This is a genomic window from Enterobacter cloacae complex sp. SHL020 (genome assembly GCF_049236945.1).
Classification (GTDB): domain Bacteria; phylum Pseudomonadota; class Gammaproteobacteria; order Enterobacterales; family Enterobacteriaceae; genus Enterobacter; species Enterobacter dykesii.
Window position 1 is genome coordinate 747,273 of sequence record NZ_JBMKJF010000001.1, and the last position, 13,548, is coordinate 760,820.

The 13,548-nt window shown below is 56.0% G+C and carries 15 protein-coding genes and 2 tRNA genes; 11 read left to right on the top strand and 6 right to left on the bottom strand.

The genetic code is table 11. The annotated features are described in order from the left end of the window. Positions 1–100 precede the first annotated feature (100 nt). Positions 101–1,300, top strand: a complete 1,200-nt coding sequence (gene punC / locus ACOTZB_RS03585; RefSeq protein ID WP_421626503.1) for a purine nucleoside transporter PunC — start codon at positions 101–103, stop codon at positions 1,298–1,300. A 298-nt stretch (positions 1,301–1,598) separates the two neighbouring features. Beyond that, entirely contained in the window at positions 1,599–2,747 is a 1,149-nt protein-coding gene (gene cfa / locus ACOTZB_RS03590) for a cyclopropane fatty acyl phospholipid synthase (RefSeq protein ID WP_337280942.1), read from the top strand. Positions 2,748–2,779: 32 nt separating this feature from the next. Here the strand turns inward: cfa and ACOTZB_RS03595 are convergent, their stop codons facing one another. Then, a complete protein-coding gene (locus ACOTZB_RS03595) occupies positions 2,780–3,424 on the bottom strand; it encodes a riboflavin synthase (RefSeq protein WP_023311347.1) in 645 nt (214 codons plus the stop codon). A gap of 225 nt (positions 3,425–3,649) precedes the next feature. Between ACOTZB_RS03595 and mdtK the strand changes: the two genes are divergently transcribed. The 4 genes from mdtK to ACOTZB_RS03615 all read left to right on the top strand — a co-directional run bounded on the left by mdtK (position 3,650) and on the right by ACOTZB_RS03615 (position 7,048). Then, a complete protein-coding gene (gene mdtK, locus ACOTZB_RS03600) occupies positions 3,650–5,023 on the top strand; it encodes an MdtK family multidrug efflux MATE transporter (RefSeq protein WP_421626504.1) in 1,374 nt (457 codons plus the stop codon). Positions 5,024–5,176: 153 nt separating this feature from the next. After that, positions 5,177–5,253: transfer RNA gene (locus tag ACOTZB_RS03605), tRNA-Val, on the top strand. 4 nt (positions 5,254–5,257) lie between these two features. Beyond that, positions 5,258–5,334, top strand: a tRNA-Val gene (locus tag ACOTZB_RS03610). A gap of 118 nt (positions 5,335–5,452) precedes the next feature. Beyond that, on the top strand, positions 5,453–7,048 hold the full coding sequence (locus tag ACOTZB_RS03615; RefSeq protein ID WP_421626505.1) for an FAD-NAD(P)-binding protein: 1,596 nt from the start codon (positions 5,453–5,455) through the stop codon (positions 7,046–7,048). A 28-nt stretch (positions 7,049–7,076) separates the two neighbouring features. On the opposite strand, the gene ACOTZB_RS03620 is transcribed toward ACOTZB_RS03615, so the two are convergent. Both ACOTZB_RS03620 and ACOTZB_RS03625 read right to left on the bottom strand, forming a co-directional pair. After that, positions 7,077–7,712 (bottom strand): carbonic anhydrase, encoded by a 636-nt coding sequence (locus ACOTZB_RS03620; RefSeq protein WP_023311344.1) that lies wholly within the window; start codon positions 7,710–7,712, stop codon positions 7,077–7,079. 72 nt (positions 7,713–7,784) lie between these two features. Further along, complete coding sequence (locus ACOTZB_RS03625) at positions 7,785–8,567, bottom strand: MBL fold metallo-hydrolase (RefSeq protein ID WP_421626506.1); 783 nt, start codon at positions 8,565–8,567, stop codon at positions 7,785–7,787. Positions 8,568–8,692: 125 nt separating this feature from the next. Between ACOTZB_RS03625 and ACOTZB_RS03630 the strand changes: the two genes are divergently transcribed. Next, complete coding sequence (locus tag ACOTZB_RS03630) at positions 8,693–8,833, top strand: hypothetical protein (protein ID WP_003857665.1); 141 nt, start codon at positions 8,693–8,695, stop codon at positions 8,831–8,833. A 92-nt stretch (positions 8,834–8,925) separates the two neighbouring features. On the opposite strand, the gene ACOTZB_RS03635 is transcribed toward ACOTZB_RS03630, so the two are convergent. Beyond that, positions 8,926–9,093 carry a hypothetical protein gene (locus ACOTZB_RS03635; protein ID WP_038419198.1) on the bottom strand — a complete coding sequence of 56 codons (168 nt, stop codon included), beginning with the start codon at positions 9,091–9,093 and terminating at the stop codon, positions 8,926–8,928. Between the two features lie 245 nt (positions 9,094–9,338). Here ACOTZB_RS03635 and ACOTZB_RS03640 point away from each other — a divergent pair, with 245 nt between their 5' ends. The 4 genes from ACOTZB_RS03640 to ACOTZB_RS03655 are packed head-to-tail and all read left to right on the top strand — an operon-like array spanning position 9,339 to position 12,433. After that, complete coding sequence (locus ACOTZB_RS03640; protein WP_421626611.1) at positions 9,339–10,169, top strand: ABC transporter substrate-binding protein; 831 nt, start codon at positions 9,339–9,341, stop codon at positions 10,167–10,169. 2 nt (positions 10,170–10,171) lie between these two features. Further along, positions 10,172–10,987 carry an amino acid ABC transporter ATP-binding protein gene (locus ACOTZB_RS03645; protein WP_421626507.1) on the top strand — a complete coding sequence of 272 codons (816 nt, stop codon included), beginning with the start codon at positions 10,172–10,174 and terminating at the stop codon, positions 10,985–10,987. Continuing rightward, a complete protein-coding gene (locus ACOTZB_RS03650; protein WP_421626508.1) occupies positions 10,987–11,763 on the top strand; it encodes an amino acid ABC transporter permease in 777 nt (258 codons plus the stop codon). Before ACOTZB_RS03645 ends, ACOTZB_RS03650 begins: the two co-directional genes overlap by 1 nt. Further along, complete coding sequence (locus ACOTZB_RS03655; RefSeq protein ID WP_421626509.1) at positions 11,747–12,433, top strand: amino acid ABC transporter permease; 687 nt, start codon at positions 11,747–11,749, stop codon at positions 12,431–12,433. Before ACOTZB_RS03650 ends, ACOTZB_RS03655 begins: the two co-directional genes overlap by 17 nt. Here ACOTZB_RS03655 and fumD read toward each other — a convergent pair. Together fumD and ACOTZB_RS03665 are read right to left on the bottom strand one after the other, a co-directional pair. Further along, the gene (gene fumD / locus ACOTZB_RS03660) at positions 12,414–12,623 is read right to left on the bottom strand and encodes a fumarate hydratase FumD (RefSeq protein WP_008500615.1); all 210 of its coding nucleotides are present in this window, start codon (positions 12,621–12,623) and stop codon (positions 12,414–12,416) included. The two genes, ACOTZB_RS03655 and fumD, sit on opposite strands and share 20 nt — an antisense overlap. Before the next feature lie 110 nt (positions 12,624–12,733). Continuing rightward, positions 12,734–13,546, bottom strand: coding sequence for a MetQ/NlpA family ABC transporter substrate-binding protein (locus ACOTZB_RS03665; protein WP_063142945.1), 813 nt, complete (start codon positions 13,544–13,546; stop codon positions 12,734–12,736). Between the last annotated feature and the right edge of the window lie 2 nt (positions 13,547–13,548).

Genomic DNA, 13,548 nt, shown 5'->3' on the forward strand with positions numbered 1-13,548 from the left:
ATTTTTGAATGCACCCGCCAAATATTAGCGTTTCACAAGCGGCTTTGCACTCCCTACACTCAGCGCCAATGTATACCTGCCTCCTCAGGAGAATAAAATAATGCAACCCAGGAACGGTTTTTTAGTCTGGCTCGGCGGCTTGAGCGTGCTGGGCTTTTTGGCCACCGACATGTACCTGCCGGCTTTTGCCGCCATGCAGGAAGATTTGCAAACCCCTGCTGCCGCCATCAGCGCCAGCCTGAGTTTGTTCCTCGCCGGTTTTGCTTTCGCTCAGCTGCTCTGGGGACCGCTCTCGGATCGCTTTGGTCGTAAACCGGTACTGTTGCTGGGCCTGGCCATTTTTGCCGTGGGCTGCCTGGGGATGCTATGGGTACGCGATGCCGCCTGGCTGCTGGTGCTGCGGTTTGTTCAGGCAGTGGGCGTCTGTGCCGCGGCCGTGACCTGGCAGGCGCTGGTCACCGACTACTATCCGGCTAACCGCACAAACCGTATTTTCGCCACCATTATGCCGCTGGTGGGTCTCTCACCTGCTCTCGCCCCTCTGCTGGGCAGCTGGATCCTCGCGCATTTCGACTGGCAGGCCATTTTCGCCACGCTGTTTGCCATTACCCTGGTCCTGATGCTGCCGGCGTTCGCCCTCAAGCCCGCGCATAAAAAAGAAGCGCATACTGACGCGAAGCCGATTACCTTCACGTCTCTGCTCAGCACCAAAGCGTATCGCGGGAATGTCCTGATCTATGCCGCCTGCTCAGCAAGCTTCTTCGCGTGGCTCACCGGCTCGCCGTTCATTCTGCACGATATGGGCTACAGCCCGGCAGCCATCGGCCTGAGCTATGTTCCGCAGACCATCGCGTTCCTGGTAGGCGGTTACGGCTGCCGCGCGGCGCTGCAAAAGTGGGAAGGTCAGCAGATGCTGCCGTGGCTGCTGGTGCTGTATGCGCTGAGCGTCATCGGGACCTGGGCCGTTGGCTTTATTCCGGGCGCCGGTCTGGCCGAAATTTTGATCCCATTCTGCATGATGGCCATTGCGAACGGGGCGATTTATCCTATCGTTGTGGCGCAGGCGCTGCGTCCTTTCCCACAGGCAACTGGCCGCGCCGCCGCGCTGCAGAACACCCTGCAGCTGGGGCTGTGCTTCCTGGCAAGCCTGGTGGTCTCGGCGCTGATTGCCACGCCGCTCCTTACTACCACCAGCGTGATGCTGTTCACCGTAGTGCTGGCGGTATTGGGCTATCGCATGCAGGCCTCCGCGCAGCGTGAGCAGGAAAAGAGTGCTCAGGTTGAAACGTCACATGCCTGATTGCGTCAGAAATCATGTTACATTTCAGTGATTAGGTTGCTAAGAATTTTCTATTGAATCACCAAATTTTGAGGCCTATACTAAATTTGGTTCGATTAAATACGATAAATATTAAGCGTTAACGGGAGCCGGAGTGCTCCCGTTTTACCATGGAAGGCATTTCGGCAAGGGTTATCTCCCTTCCTCTGTTCTACGTCGGATACTAGCCTCGCGGTATTTACCGTGAGATTTCTCACAAACCAAAAAAAGCGTCTACGCTGTTTTAAGGTTCTGATCACAGTAGGGTGATGGAGAAGCTATGAGTTCATCGTGTATAGAAGAAGTCAGCGTTCCGGATGACAACTGGTCCCGGATCGTCAGTGAACTGTTAGGTCGAGCAGGCATCACTATCAATGGATCATCGCCATCCGATCCTCAGGTTAAACATCCCGACTTTTTTAAACGCGTGTTGCGGGAAGGGTCGTTAGGCCTGGGTGAAAGCTATATGGACGGCTGGTGGGAGTGCGAGCGTCTGGATACCTTTTTCGCCAGCGTGCTGCGTGCCGGTCTTGAAAATCAACTCCCTCGCAATCTGAAAGACACCCTGCGCGTCGCCTCTGCCCGACTGTTCAATCTGCAAAGTAAAAAGCGCGCGTGGATCGTTGGCAAAGAACACTACGATCTTGGCAACGACCTGTTCAGCCGTATGCTGGACCCTTTTATGCAATACTCCTGCGCCTACTGGAAAGAGGCGTCGACGCTTGAAGAGGCCCAGCAGGCCAAGCTGCGTCTGATTAGCGAGAAGCTGCAGCTCCAGCCCGGTATGCGCGTGCTGGATATCGGCTGCGGCTGGGGCGGGCTGGCGTATTTTATGGCGAAGCACTATGGCGTCAGCGTCGTCGGCGTCACGATCTCAGCGGAACAGCAAAAAATGGCGCGGGAGCGCTGCCAGGATCTCGATGTGGATATCCGGCTGCAGGACTACCGTGACCTGAACGAGCAGTTTGACCGGATCGTTTCCGTCGGCATGTTCGAGCACGTCGGGCCGAAAAACTACGCTACCTATTTTGAGGTGGTGGATCGTAATCTGAAACCAGACGGTATCTTCCTGCTGCACACCATCGGCTCTAAGCGAACCGACAATAACGTCGACCCGTGGATCAACAAATACATCTTTCCGAATGGCTGTTTGCCTTCCGTCCGCCAGATTGCCAACGCCAGTGAACCCCATTTCGTGATGGAAGACTGGCATAACTTTGGCGCGGATTACGACACCACGTTGATGGCCTGGCATGCGCGTTTTCAGGAGACCTGGCCTGAGATTGCGGACAACTATTCTGAACGATTCAGGCGGATGTTTAGCTATTATCTGAATGCCTGCGCGGGGGCGTTTCGCGCACGGGATATTCAGCTCTGGCAGGTGGTATTCAGCCGCGGGATTGAACACGGTCTACGTGTCGCACGCTAAAAAAATAACCCCGGATGTCCGGGGTTATTTTTTTATTCTTCTTCTGCGGCAGTCTTTATTATTGCAGCTTCTTTTGCTGCCAGCACGCGCTCAACCGTATCCACTACCGCCTGGGTTTGCGGATCGATTTCGATATTCACGCGATGCCCCAGTTTTTTAGCGCCCAGCGTTGTGCGCTGCAGCGTTTCAGGAATTAAATGTACGCAAAATCGCGTTGGCGTCACTTCACCTACCGTCAGGCTAATCCCGTCAATGCCAATAAATCCTTTATAGAGGATGTATTTCATTAATGAAGGATCCTGCATTTTAAACCAGATCTGACGGTTATTTTCCGAGGTCACGATTTTTGCCACTTCAGCGGTGGTCATGATGTGCCCGGACATCAGGTGGCCGCCAATCTCATCGCTGAACTTCGCCGCCCGCTCAACGTTGACGGTATCTCCCACCGCCAGCTCGCCAAGGTTGGTGATGCGCAGCGTCTCTTTCATTAAATCAAAGCTAATCTGGTTGCCGTTAATTTCGGTAACGGTCAGGCAGCAGCCGTTGTGGGCAATCGACGCGCCTGTTTCAATGCCCTCAAGCATATATTCCGGCAGCTCAACAACATGAGTACGGAAATTAGGTTTTTCATCAATGGACACCACTTTGGCGGTGCCCTGCACAATACCAGTAAACATGCTTACAACTCCTGTTTTTTCCGGACGGTGGTGACACCGTTTAATCCCACCACAATAACAGTTGGAAAAAGAGGTTGCCAGCAGAGCGCATTTTCTGGCGATTTTTTCACTAGATAAATAGCTAAAGCCCGCTACAATAGCTGGCACCCCCCTGCATTTTCTTCTTGCTGCCCGTTTCGGCGGCTTTTTTAGTCTCTCAAATAACTACAAAATAAAGGTGTTCACGTGCAGAAGTACATGAATGAAGCGCGCCAGCTATTGGCACTGGCTATACCAGTGATCGTCGCGCAGGTGGCCCAGACCGCAATGGGATTTGTGGATACGGTAATGGCAGGTGGCTATAGCGCCACCGATATGGCGGCCGTGGCTATCGGCACGTCAATCTGGCTTCCGGCCATCCTGTTCGGCCACGGTCTGCTGCTCGCGCTCACGCCGGTTATCGCTCAGCTCAATGGCTCGGGTCGTCGCGAGCGCATTGCCCATCAGGTCCGTCAGGGCTTCTGGCTGGCAGGGTTTGTCTCCGTGCTGATCATGGTCGTGCTCTGGAACGCGGGCCATATCATTCGCGCTATGCATAACATTGACCCGGCACTGGCTGATAAAGCCGTGGGCTATCTGCGCGCCCTGCTCTGGGGTGCGCCAGGCTACCTCTTTTTCCAGGTGGCGCGTAACCAGTGTGAAGGCCTGGCGAAAACCAAGCCCGGGATGGTGATGGGGTTTATCGGTTTACTGGTCAATATTCCGGTGAACTATGTCTTTATTTACGGTCATTTCGGGATGCCGGAGCTCGGCGGCGTCGGCTGCGGCGTGGCGACGGCAGCCGTTTACTGGGTGATGTTCTTCTCGATGATCGTCTTTGTAAAACGCGCCCGCTCCATGCGCGACATTCGTAACGAGAACAGATTCAGCACGCCGGACTGGAACATCATGACGCGCCTGGTGCAACTGGGACTTCCGATTGCCCTTGCGCTGTTCTTTGAGGTGACCCTGTTTGCCGTGGTCGCCCTGCTGGTCTCCCCGCTGGGCATTGTGAACGTGGCCGGGCACCAGATTGCGCTGAACTTCAGCTCCCTGATGTTCGTCCTGCCGATGTCACTGGCGGCGGCGGTGACGATTCGCGTGGGCTTCCGCCTGGGCCAGGGCTCAACGCTCGATGCGCAAACGGCCGCCCGGACCGGGCTGGGCGTCGGCGTCTGCATGGCTGTCTGTACGGCGCTCTTTACCGTGGCACTGCGGGAGCAGATCGCCCTGCTCTACAACGACAACCCGGAAGTGGTGGCGCTGGCCTCGCACCTGATGCTGCTGGCCGCGATTTACCAGATCTCTGACTCCATCCAGGTGATTGGCAGCGGCGTGCTGCGCGGATATAAAGACACGCGCTCCATCTTCTTTATCACCTTCATCGCCTACTGGGTGCTGGGACTGCCGTGTGGCTATATTCTGGCCCTGACCGACCTGGTGGTTGAGCGCATGGGGCCGGCAGGGTTCTGGATGGGCTTTATTATCGGCCTGACCTCGGCGGCGATTATGATGATGATGCGCATGCGCTTCCTGCAGCGCCAGCCATCAACGGTCATTTTGCAGCGCGCTGCACGTTAACGACGCGGTAGCCGCCGCCTGGCGGCTACTTTCTCTTCACTTTGCGCGGTAATACAGCAATCGCGTGAAATCAGAGAGAAAATTGCATTTTCCCTCTTGCCACCTCGGTGCTGTGCCGCTAATATTCGTCCCCGTTGTCACCGACAACACGTTGCGTTCATAGCTCAGTTGGTTAGAGCACCACCTTGACATGGTGGGGGTCGTTGGTTCGAGTCCAATTGAACGCACCATTCTGCGTCCGTAGCTCAGTTGGTTAGAGCACCACCTTGACATGGTGGGGGTCGGTGGTTCGAGTCCACTCGGACGCACCATTTCAGTTCTGAAATGGTGCAAATCCTCTTCTGATATCCTGAATTTTCTTAATCCCTTATTTTCATCATTATTCTCCTGCTACGCTTTTCTTATGGAAAAAACACAGGAAACGTGTCGATGAAGAAAATCGCGATTATCGGCTCCGGCCCCACAGGGATTTACACCTTTTATCACCTGCTTAAGAACAGCACGCCGCTCTCCGTTTCCGTTTTCGAACAGGCCGATGAAGCTGGCGTGGGTATGCCCTATAACGACGACGATAATTCCCGGCTGATGCTGGCGAACATTGCGAGCATTGAAATCCCGCCCATTTTTATGACCTACCTCGACTGGCTCAAGGAACAGAGTGACGCTCATCTGGCGCGCTTTAAGGTCGATAAAACCCGTTTACATGACCGGCAGTTTCTGCCCCGGCTTCTGTTGGGCGAGTATTTCCGCGACAGCTTTCTTTCCATCGTAAAAGAGGCAAAAAGGCTAGGATTCAACGTTGATGTCCATGAATCTGCGAAGGTCACAGACATCATTCCCGCAACAACCGGCGTTACGCTTTCCGTCAACGGCAGCGTCTTGCCCGATCAATTCGACCTTGCGGTTATCGCCACCGGTCACGTCTGGCCAGAGGAGGATGAAGCTACGAGAACGTTCTTCCCAAGCCCGTGGTCCGGTCTGATGGACGCCAGTATCCCTCCCTGCCGCGTCGGTATTATGGGGACATCGTTAAGCGGTCTCGACGCGGCCATGGCGGTAGTAATGCAGCACGGCGAATTTCGCGATGATAAATTCGTGCTGGATAAAGGCAGCGAAGCGTTGAAGATTGTCCTGATGTCCAGGACGGGCATTCTGCCGGAAGCCGATTTTTACTGCCCTATTCCTTATGAACCGCTGTCGGTCCTAACCGAATTCGTGGTTGAAACAGAGATTGCCAAAGGATCGGATGGCCTGCTGGATCGCATCTTTACCCTGGTGGTGAAAGAGCTTCAGCTCGCTGACCCGGCGTGGTGTGAGAAAATATCCCTGCATAAGCAGAATGCGGATAGCATACGTGAGGCCTGGTTTGAGGATCGTAAACGGCACGGCCCCTTTACCTGGGCGGAAGAAAATCTCAACGAGGTTGAGCGGAACAAACGCGAGCGGCGCACCGTAGCCTGGCGCTATACCGTGCTTCGGCTGCATGAGGTGGTTCAGGAGATTGTGCCCCACCTCAGCGAACGGGACAGAGAGCGCTTTAAGCAAGGCCTCGCCCGCGTATTCATCGACAACTATGCGGCCATCCCTCCGCAGTCTATCCGCAGGCTGCTCGCGCTTCGCGAAGCCGGCATCATCAGCGTGGCGACGCTCGGTGACGATTACGCGCTGGACGTTGGCAGCGATCGAACGGTGATCACCACAAAAGAGACCGTTTACCGTTTCGACGTGTTTATTGACGCCCGCGGACAAAAGCCGCTGAAAACGAAAGATCTACCCTTCCCGACGCTGCGCAAACAGCTGGAAGCCACGGGTGAAGAGATTCCCGACATCGGTGAGGATTACACCTTAAAAGCGCCTGACGCCGTTCGCGGACGCATCTCCTTCGGTGCGATACCGTGGCTGATGCACGATCGACCCTTCGTTCAGGGGCTGGCAGAGTGTGCAGAGATTGCGGAAGCAATGGCGAAGGCGGCGGAAAAACCCGCGTCGCGATCGCGGCGCAGACTACCGTATATTGAGAACTGACTGGGCTTCCATGCCCTGCTGTCGCGGATTACTCGAAGAAGACTTCCGGGTTTTCAGACAGCGAAACGAAGGTTTTCGTCGCTTTATCCAGCGCAAGGATTTTGCCGCTTTCAATGTCGTACACCCAGCCGTGCAGTCGGATGGAGTTATTACGCAGGCCCACCGCCACGGACGGGTGGGTCTTAATGTTGCTCAGCTGCGCAAACACGTTCTCCTGCACCATCGCATTGACTTTATCGATCGGCTTATCCCAGGTTTTCTTCTCAACCACGGCTTTCGCCGCGTCGGAATAGCGCAGCCAGTGTGACACAGCAGGCATCGGCTCCAGGTTCGCGTTATCGGCAATCGCCTTCATGGCGCCACAGTTGGAGTGACCGCAAATCACGATATCCGTGACGCCCAGCGCCACCACGGCGTATTCGATAGTGGCGGACACACCGCCTGGCTCCGGTCCGAACGGCGGCACGATGTTGCCAGCATTACGAATGACAAAGAGTTGTCCCGGCTCTTGCTGGGTGACCAGTTCCGGGACCAGACGGCTGTCGGAGCATGAGATGAACAGCGCTTTGGGATTCTGGCTGGACGCTAAACTGCGGAAGAGTTCTTTACGTTGCGGGAAAATCTCTTTTTGAAAGCTGAGAAAACCTTCAATGATATGTTGCATAGCAATGTCTCTTTTATCTGTTTTAGTTTAGGTATGATCGCGATCACACTCGTAAAGTTTACCCATCGTGGTTTACTTCAGACAAGCAATATATTTCTGGCCCGACCGCTGAACAATCTCGTCCGCACTGGCCTGGATGTTCTGCCCTTCGAACGCGCCGTACAGACGTTCAAAGGTTTTGCCTTCGAGATGATTCACCACCGACGCCACGGTGCGGGCCGGCAGCGGAAGATAATTCGGATAGCTCCACATAAACGAGACGGCGTCTTTACCCGGCGTGACCTGCAGAATATCGCCTACCAGCAGCACCCCGTCCTCCTCCTGCCAGTGCAGCACCGTTCCACCGGCAAAGTGTCCGCCCAGACGCAGCAGGGTGACCGACGGGAAAATCTCCAGCGCATCCCCCTCCCAGAAATGAATGGCCGGGCTGTCGCGCATGACCCACTCTTTGTCGCTGGCGTGCAGGTACACCGGCGCATCAAACGCCGCGGCCCACACCTGCATCGTGGTGTAATAGTGTGGATGTGAAATCGCAATTGCGCTGATGCCGCCCAGGGCGGTAATGAGCGTTTTGGTTGCGGGGTCGAGGTTGGCGATGCAGTCCCAGAGGATATTGCCGTAAGGCGTTTGCAGGAATAGCGCCCGCTGGTTGATCGCAAACGCAGGCACCGTTTTGATCCCAAACAGCCGTGGCTCCAGTAGCTGCCATTTGTTGCTATGGGTGGCGGTGACGGTGTCGAAATCGGTCCACGCCTGGCCCGTGGCGGGCACGTACTGGCGTTCATCCTCGCAAATTTGACATCTGTCCGGCTGCGTATCGTAGGCGGTTCCACAGGTTTTACAGAGTGTAATCATGTGCTCTCCTCAGCGATAAAGCACTGAGTATGGCAGGGATTATCCTTATGTGCTGCGAGGTACATTGCTGGCTTTTTTTGCCCTATACTGTGCCAGTATCAAAAACTGAACAGAGCAGGTGCCACATGGAAATTGATCTCGATAACTTAGTCTTTAACGGTCTGGATGAAGCCGAAGAGCGTAATGCGGAACGTCTGGACGATGCAGACAAAAAAGCGCAGGCGATTGTCGCCGACGACGACTGCGGCGACGCCTGCAAGATCTAATAAAAAAGCACCGGGAAACCGGTGCTTTTTTATTTCACTCGTTAAACGTCACGCACACCTCGTTCCAGTACGTTTCGCGCGTGCGGCGCAGTTCAGCGTGACGTTTTATCATGGAACCACTCCGGGTCAATGTTGGCAACGTCCACGCCATACAGGCTGGCGACAGGCAGGATTGACTCAAGAACACGTTGCGCGCTGTTCTCCGCATTCGCTGGCCTGGCCGCAAAAAACCGCCGTAACGTGCTGATCCATTTTTTCATCGTCTTACCCTCTCTCGCCGTGTCTGATCTCAGTTAAGCACTCAAATGCCGCGCGGGGGAAATACCAAAATCCACTGTCGATGTGCAGGATTTGCAAATAGCCTTCCGTTCTTTTCACTCTTCATTAACACCTTGTTCACTAATGCTTTTTTGCTCATAGCAAAGAACGATTTCTTATTTGGCGATAGCTTTCGCTTATGGGAGCGTAGCGGGGTAAAACAAAAACAACGGGATGGCGAATGACTATGGCAGCAAACATGAAAGGGTTTACCAAACGGACGCTGGTTCTGGGCTTACTGGCGGCGGGGAGCCTGCTTTCAGCGCAGGCACAGGCGGACCAGCTGGCGGATATTAAGGCCGCAGGGGTGGTGAAAGTGGCCACGTTTGACGCCAACCCGCCGTTTGGCTCTGTTGATGCAAAAACGCACGAGATCGTGGGCTATGACGTGGACTTCGCCAAAGCGCTGGCAAAATCCCTCGGCGTAAAGCTTGAACTGGTTGCCACCAATCCGGCCAACCGCATTCCGCTGCTGCAGTCCGGCAAAGCCGACCTGATCGTGGCGGATATCACCATCACCCCGGAACGCGCGCAGGTGATTGATTTCTCGACACCTTACTTTGTCACCGGCCAGCAGTTCCTGGTGCCGGCTAAATCACCGGACAAGCTTGATGACTACAGCCGGGCGCGCATTGGCGCGGTAAAAGGAACGACGGGCGAGCAGGCGCTGCACCAGCGTTTCCCGCAGTCCCGCGTGCTCTCGTATGACGATATTCCGCTGGCGCTGACGGCACTGCGCAACGGCAACGTGCAGGCCATCACCCAGGACAGCACCATTCTGGCTGGTCTGCTGGCGCAGGCGCCGGATAAAGCGAACTTCAAAATCCTGCCCGACCTGCTCAGTAAAGAAGAGATTGGCGTTGGGGTGAAGAAAGGTGAAACGGCGCTGCTGAAGGCCGTTAACGACGAGCTGGTTAATCTCGAGAAAAAAGGCCAGGCGGCAAAAATCTACGACGTCTGGTTTGGTCCAGGCACCCCAGCCCCACAGCCTCGCGCCTTTAAAATAGAAGCCAGATAATTATGCTCTCAGGTTTATTTTCACACTCCGCGGCCGGTGCCGCGGATTTTTCACATCTGGAACAGGCCAGCGTCGAGTTTCGTCATGTGGATAAACGCTACGGTGACCATCAGGTTTTAAACGACATTAACCTCACCATCACGCCCGGTGAAGTGGTCGCCATCCTCGGCCCTTCAGGTTCCGGTAAATCCACCCTGATCCGCCTCATCAACCAGCTTGAAACCCTGAGCGGCGGAGAGATTCTGGTCGACAACAAGCCTACCGCAAAGCTCTCCGGTAGCGGGCTGCGCCAGCTGCGCAGCCGCGTGGGATTTGTGTTCCAGCAGTTCAATCTTTACGCCCACCTCACCGCAAGCCAGAACATCACCCTGGCGCTGGAGCAGGTTCATGGCTGGAAGCCGCAGCCTGCCCAGGAGCGCGCGCTGGCCCTGCTGGAGAAGGTCGGGATGCTGGAAAAAGCCCACCATTTCCCGGCAGAGCTTTCCGGTGGACAGCAGCAGCGCGTCGCGATTGCCCGCGCCCTGGCCTCCTCACCGCAAATCATTCTGTTCGATGAACCCACCTCCGCGCTGGATCCGGAGATGATTGGTGAAGTGCTGTACGTGATGAAAGCCCTCGCACACAGCGGGATCACGATGATCGTGGTGACCCACGAGATGCAGTTTGCCCGGGAAATTGCCGACCGGATTGTCTTTATCGACGGCGGGCAAATTCTGGAAACCGCGCCACCGGCACAGTTTTTCAGCCAGCCGTCGCATCCGCGCGCGCAGCGGTTCCTGCAGAAGGTGCTCAACCCGCTGCATCAGGAGCATCTGTAATGCCCGCGCTCGACTGGCAGGGGGTACTGACCGGACAGCCTCTGCAGTGGATACTCTCCGGATTTCTCACCACCCTGTGGGTAACGCTTGCCGGGATGCTGCTGGCCAGCCTGCTCGCACTGCTCTTTATGCTTCTGCGCCTTTCCGGCGGACGCCCCGGGAACGCGGTGGTCAGCTGCTGGGTGTCGCTGTTTCGCAATACGCCGCTGCTGGTGCAGCTGCTGTTCTGGTATTTTGCCGCCTGGAACGGACTACCGCAGGCGTTTCGCGACGCGGTGAACGCGGATCACAGCTGGTCAATTCTGCCCGGCGACGTCTGGTGGTTTACGCCCGAATTTTTATGTTCTGCCTGGGGGTTGGGCGTCTTTACCTCGGCGTTTTTAATCGAAGAGGTGGAGTCGGGCTTACGTTCCGTGCCTGCCGGACAGCGGGAGGCGGCGCTCGCGCAGGGATTCTCCGCGTGGCATCTGTTTCGTTACATCCTTCTGCCGCAGGGCCTGGCCAACGCCTGGCAGCCGGTTGTGGGCCAGTATCTTAATCTGATGAAGCTCTCCTCGCTCGCCAGCGGGATTGGCTTTGCCGAGCTGACCTATCAGGTCAGGCAGATCGAGAGCTATAACGCGCACGCGCTGGAGGCATTTACCCTCGGAACCGCGCTCTATCTGCTGACAGGCCTGGCGATGGGGATGGTGCTGGTACGCCTTGGGCCACAGGCGAAACGTAAACGCCCGAACGTCGTCATCGCAGGGAGTGAAAAGCATGATTGCCGGACTTAACGTCATCACCGATAACCTCGACTATCTGCTGTGGGGACGCGCGGCAACGGGTGAACCGGGGGGCGTACTGCTGTCGTTAATGATGGCTGCCGGGGCCGCCGTCATCGCTCTGCCCGGTGGGATAGTGCTCGCGTGTCTGGCCTGGCGCTTTACCGGGCTCGTGCGAAAGGCCCTGTTTTTATGGGCAGATCTGATCCGCGGTATCCCGCTCATCTTCGTGATTTTCTGGATGTGGTATCTCCTGCCGCTCATCACCGGAGGCGATCTGCCGGGAGCGCTGACCGTCACGCTGGCGCTGGCCTGGTTTACCGCGGCAACGGTGATGCACTCGGTGCTGGCCGGGCTTAACGCGCTCCCGTCCGGACAATATGAGGCCGCACTGTCACAGGGATTCAGCACGCAGCAAACCCTCCTGCGCGTGCTGCTGCCGCAGGCGCTGAGGAATATTCTGCCGTCGCTGGCGGGGATTTTTATCAGCCTGCTGAAGGATACGTCGCTGGCGTTTATCGTGAACGTACCGGAGCTGACCACGGTGGCGGGACAGGTCAATAACCGGGTGCAAATCTACCCGGCGGCCATTTTTATCTTTACGGGCGTGGTCTACTACCTGCTCTGCTGCTCGCTCGAGCAGCTTGCGAAACGCTGGCGCATTACCCGGCCAGCGCTTTAACCACCGTTTCCATCGCTTCGGTTGTCAGTTCACTGCGTTTAACGCGCTGGTTCGCCAGCGCGGTACGCAGGACTCCGGCAATGACAATATGCTTTGGCTCCTGCCCTAAATCACGCATCTCAAGCACCACCTTCCCGACCACCCGGCACATCTCCTGGTACAGCGCTTCATCTTTGGTCACGTTACCCATCGTCATCACTCCATTGCCTGTTAAACGTTGAGCTTAAATGATTCTCCTGCCGGATACAAAAAAGAAGCCCGGCGAGAGACTCGCCGGGCTTCATCTGTAAAATCAGTACATTAGTTGTTTACTGGGATGACCGCGCCTTTGTACTTGGTGCGGATCCAGTCCTGAATCTCTTTCGAGTGCAGGACGTTCACCAGCGCAACGATATCTTTCTTCTTCTCGTCACCGCGATGCACGGTAATGATGTTGGCGTACGGGTTGTTTTCACCGCTCTCTACCGCAATCGGGTCGTGAACCGGGTCCAGACCCGCATCAATCGCGTAGTTGGCGTTGATCACCACCGCAGCGCCTTCGTCGTTGTTGTACATCTGCGGCAGCAGAGAGGCTTCCACGTTCGGCGTGAATTTCAGCTTTTTCGGGTTCTCAACGATGTCGCTGATGCGCGCGGTCACTTTGTCGATGCCCGGCTTCAGCTTGATCACGCCCTCTTTCTCGAAGATGGAGAGAATACGCCCCTCTTCAGAAACCGCGTCACGCATGATGATCTTGCCGCCTTCCGGCAGGTCTTTCAGCGACTTGTATTTTTTGGAGTAGATGCCGATTGGCTCAATGTGGATCGCGCCCGCACTGACGAAATCGTAGTCTTTATCGCCCGCATGATCCTTCAGCACGCTGTTCAGGTAAGGAATGTGCTGGAAATAGTTCGCGTCGATGTCATGACCCGCCAGCGCGGTGTTCGGCAGAATGTAGTCCTGGAACGGTTTAATCTCCAGGTCGATACCCTGCTTCGCCAGAATTGGCTTTGCCTGCTCCAGAATTTCGGCGTGCGGCGTGTTGGATGCGCCCACGGTCAGGGTGTCAGCCCAGGAGGCGAAGCTCAGGGCGCTCAGGGTTGCGGCGGCGATCAGTGTCAGTGTTTTTTTCATGA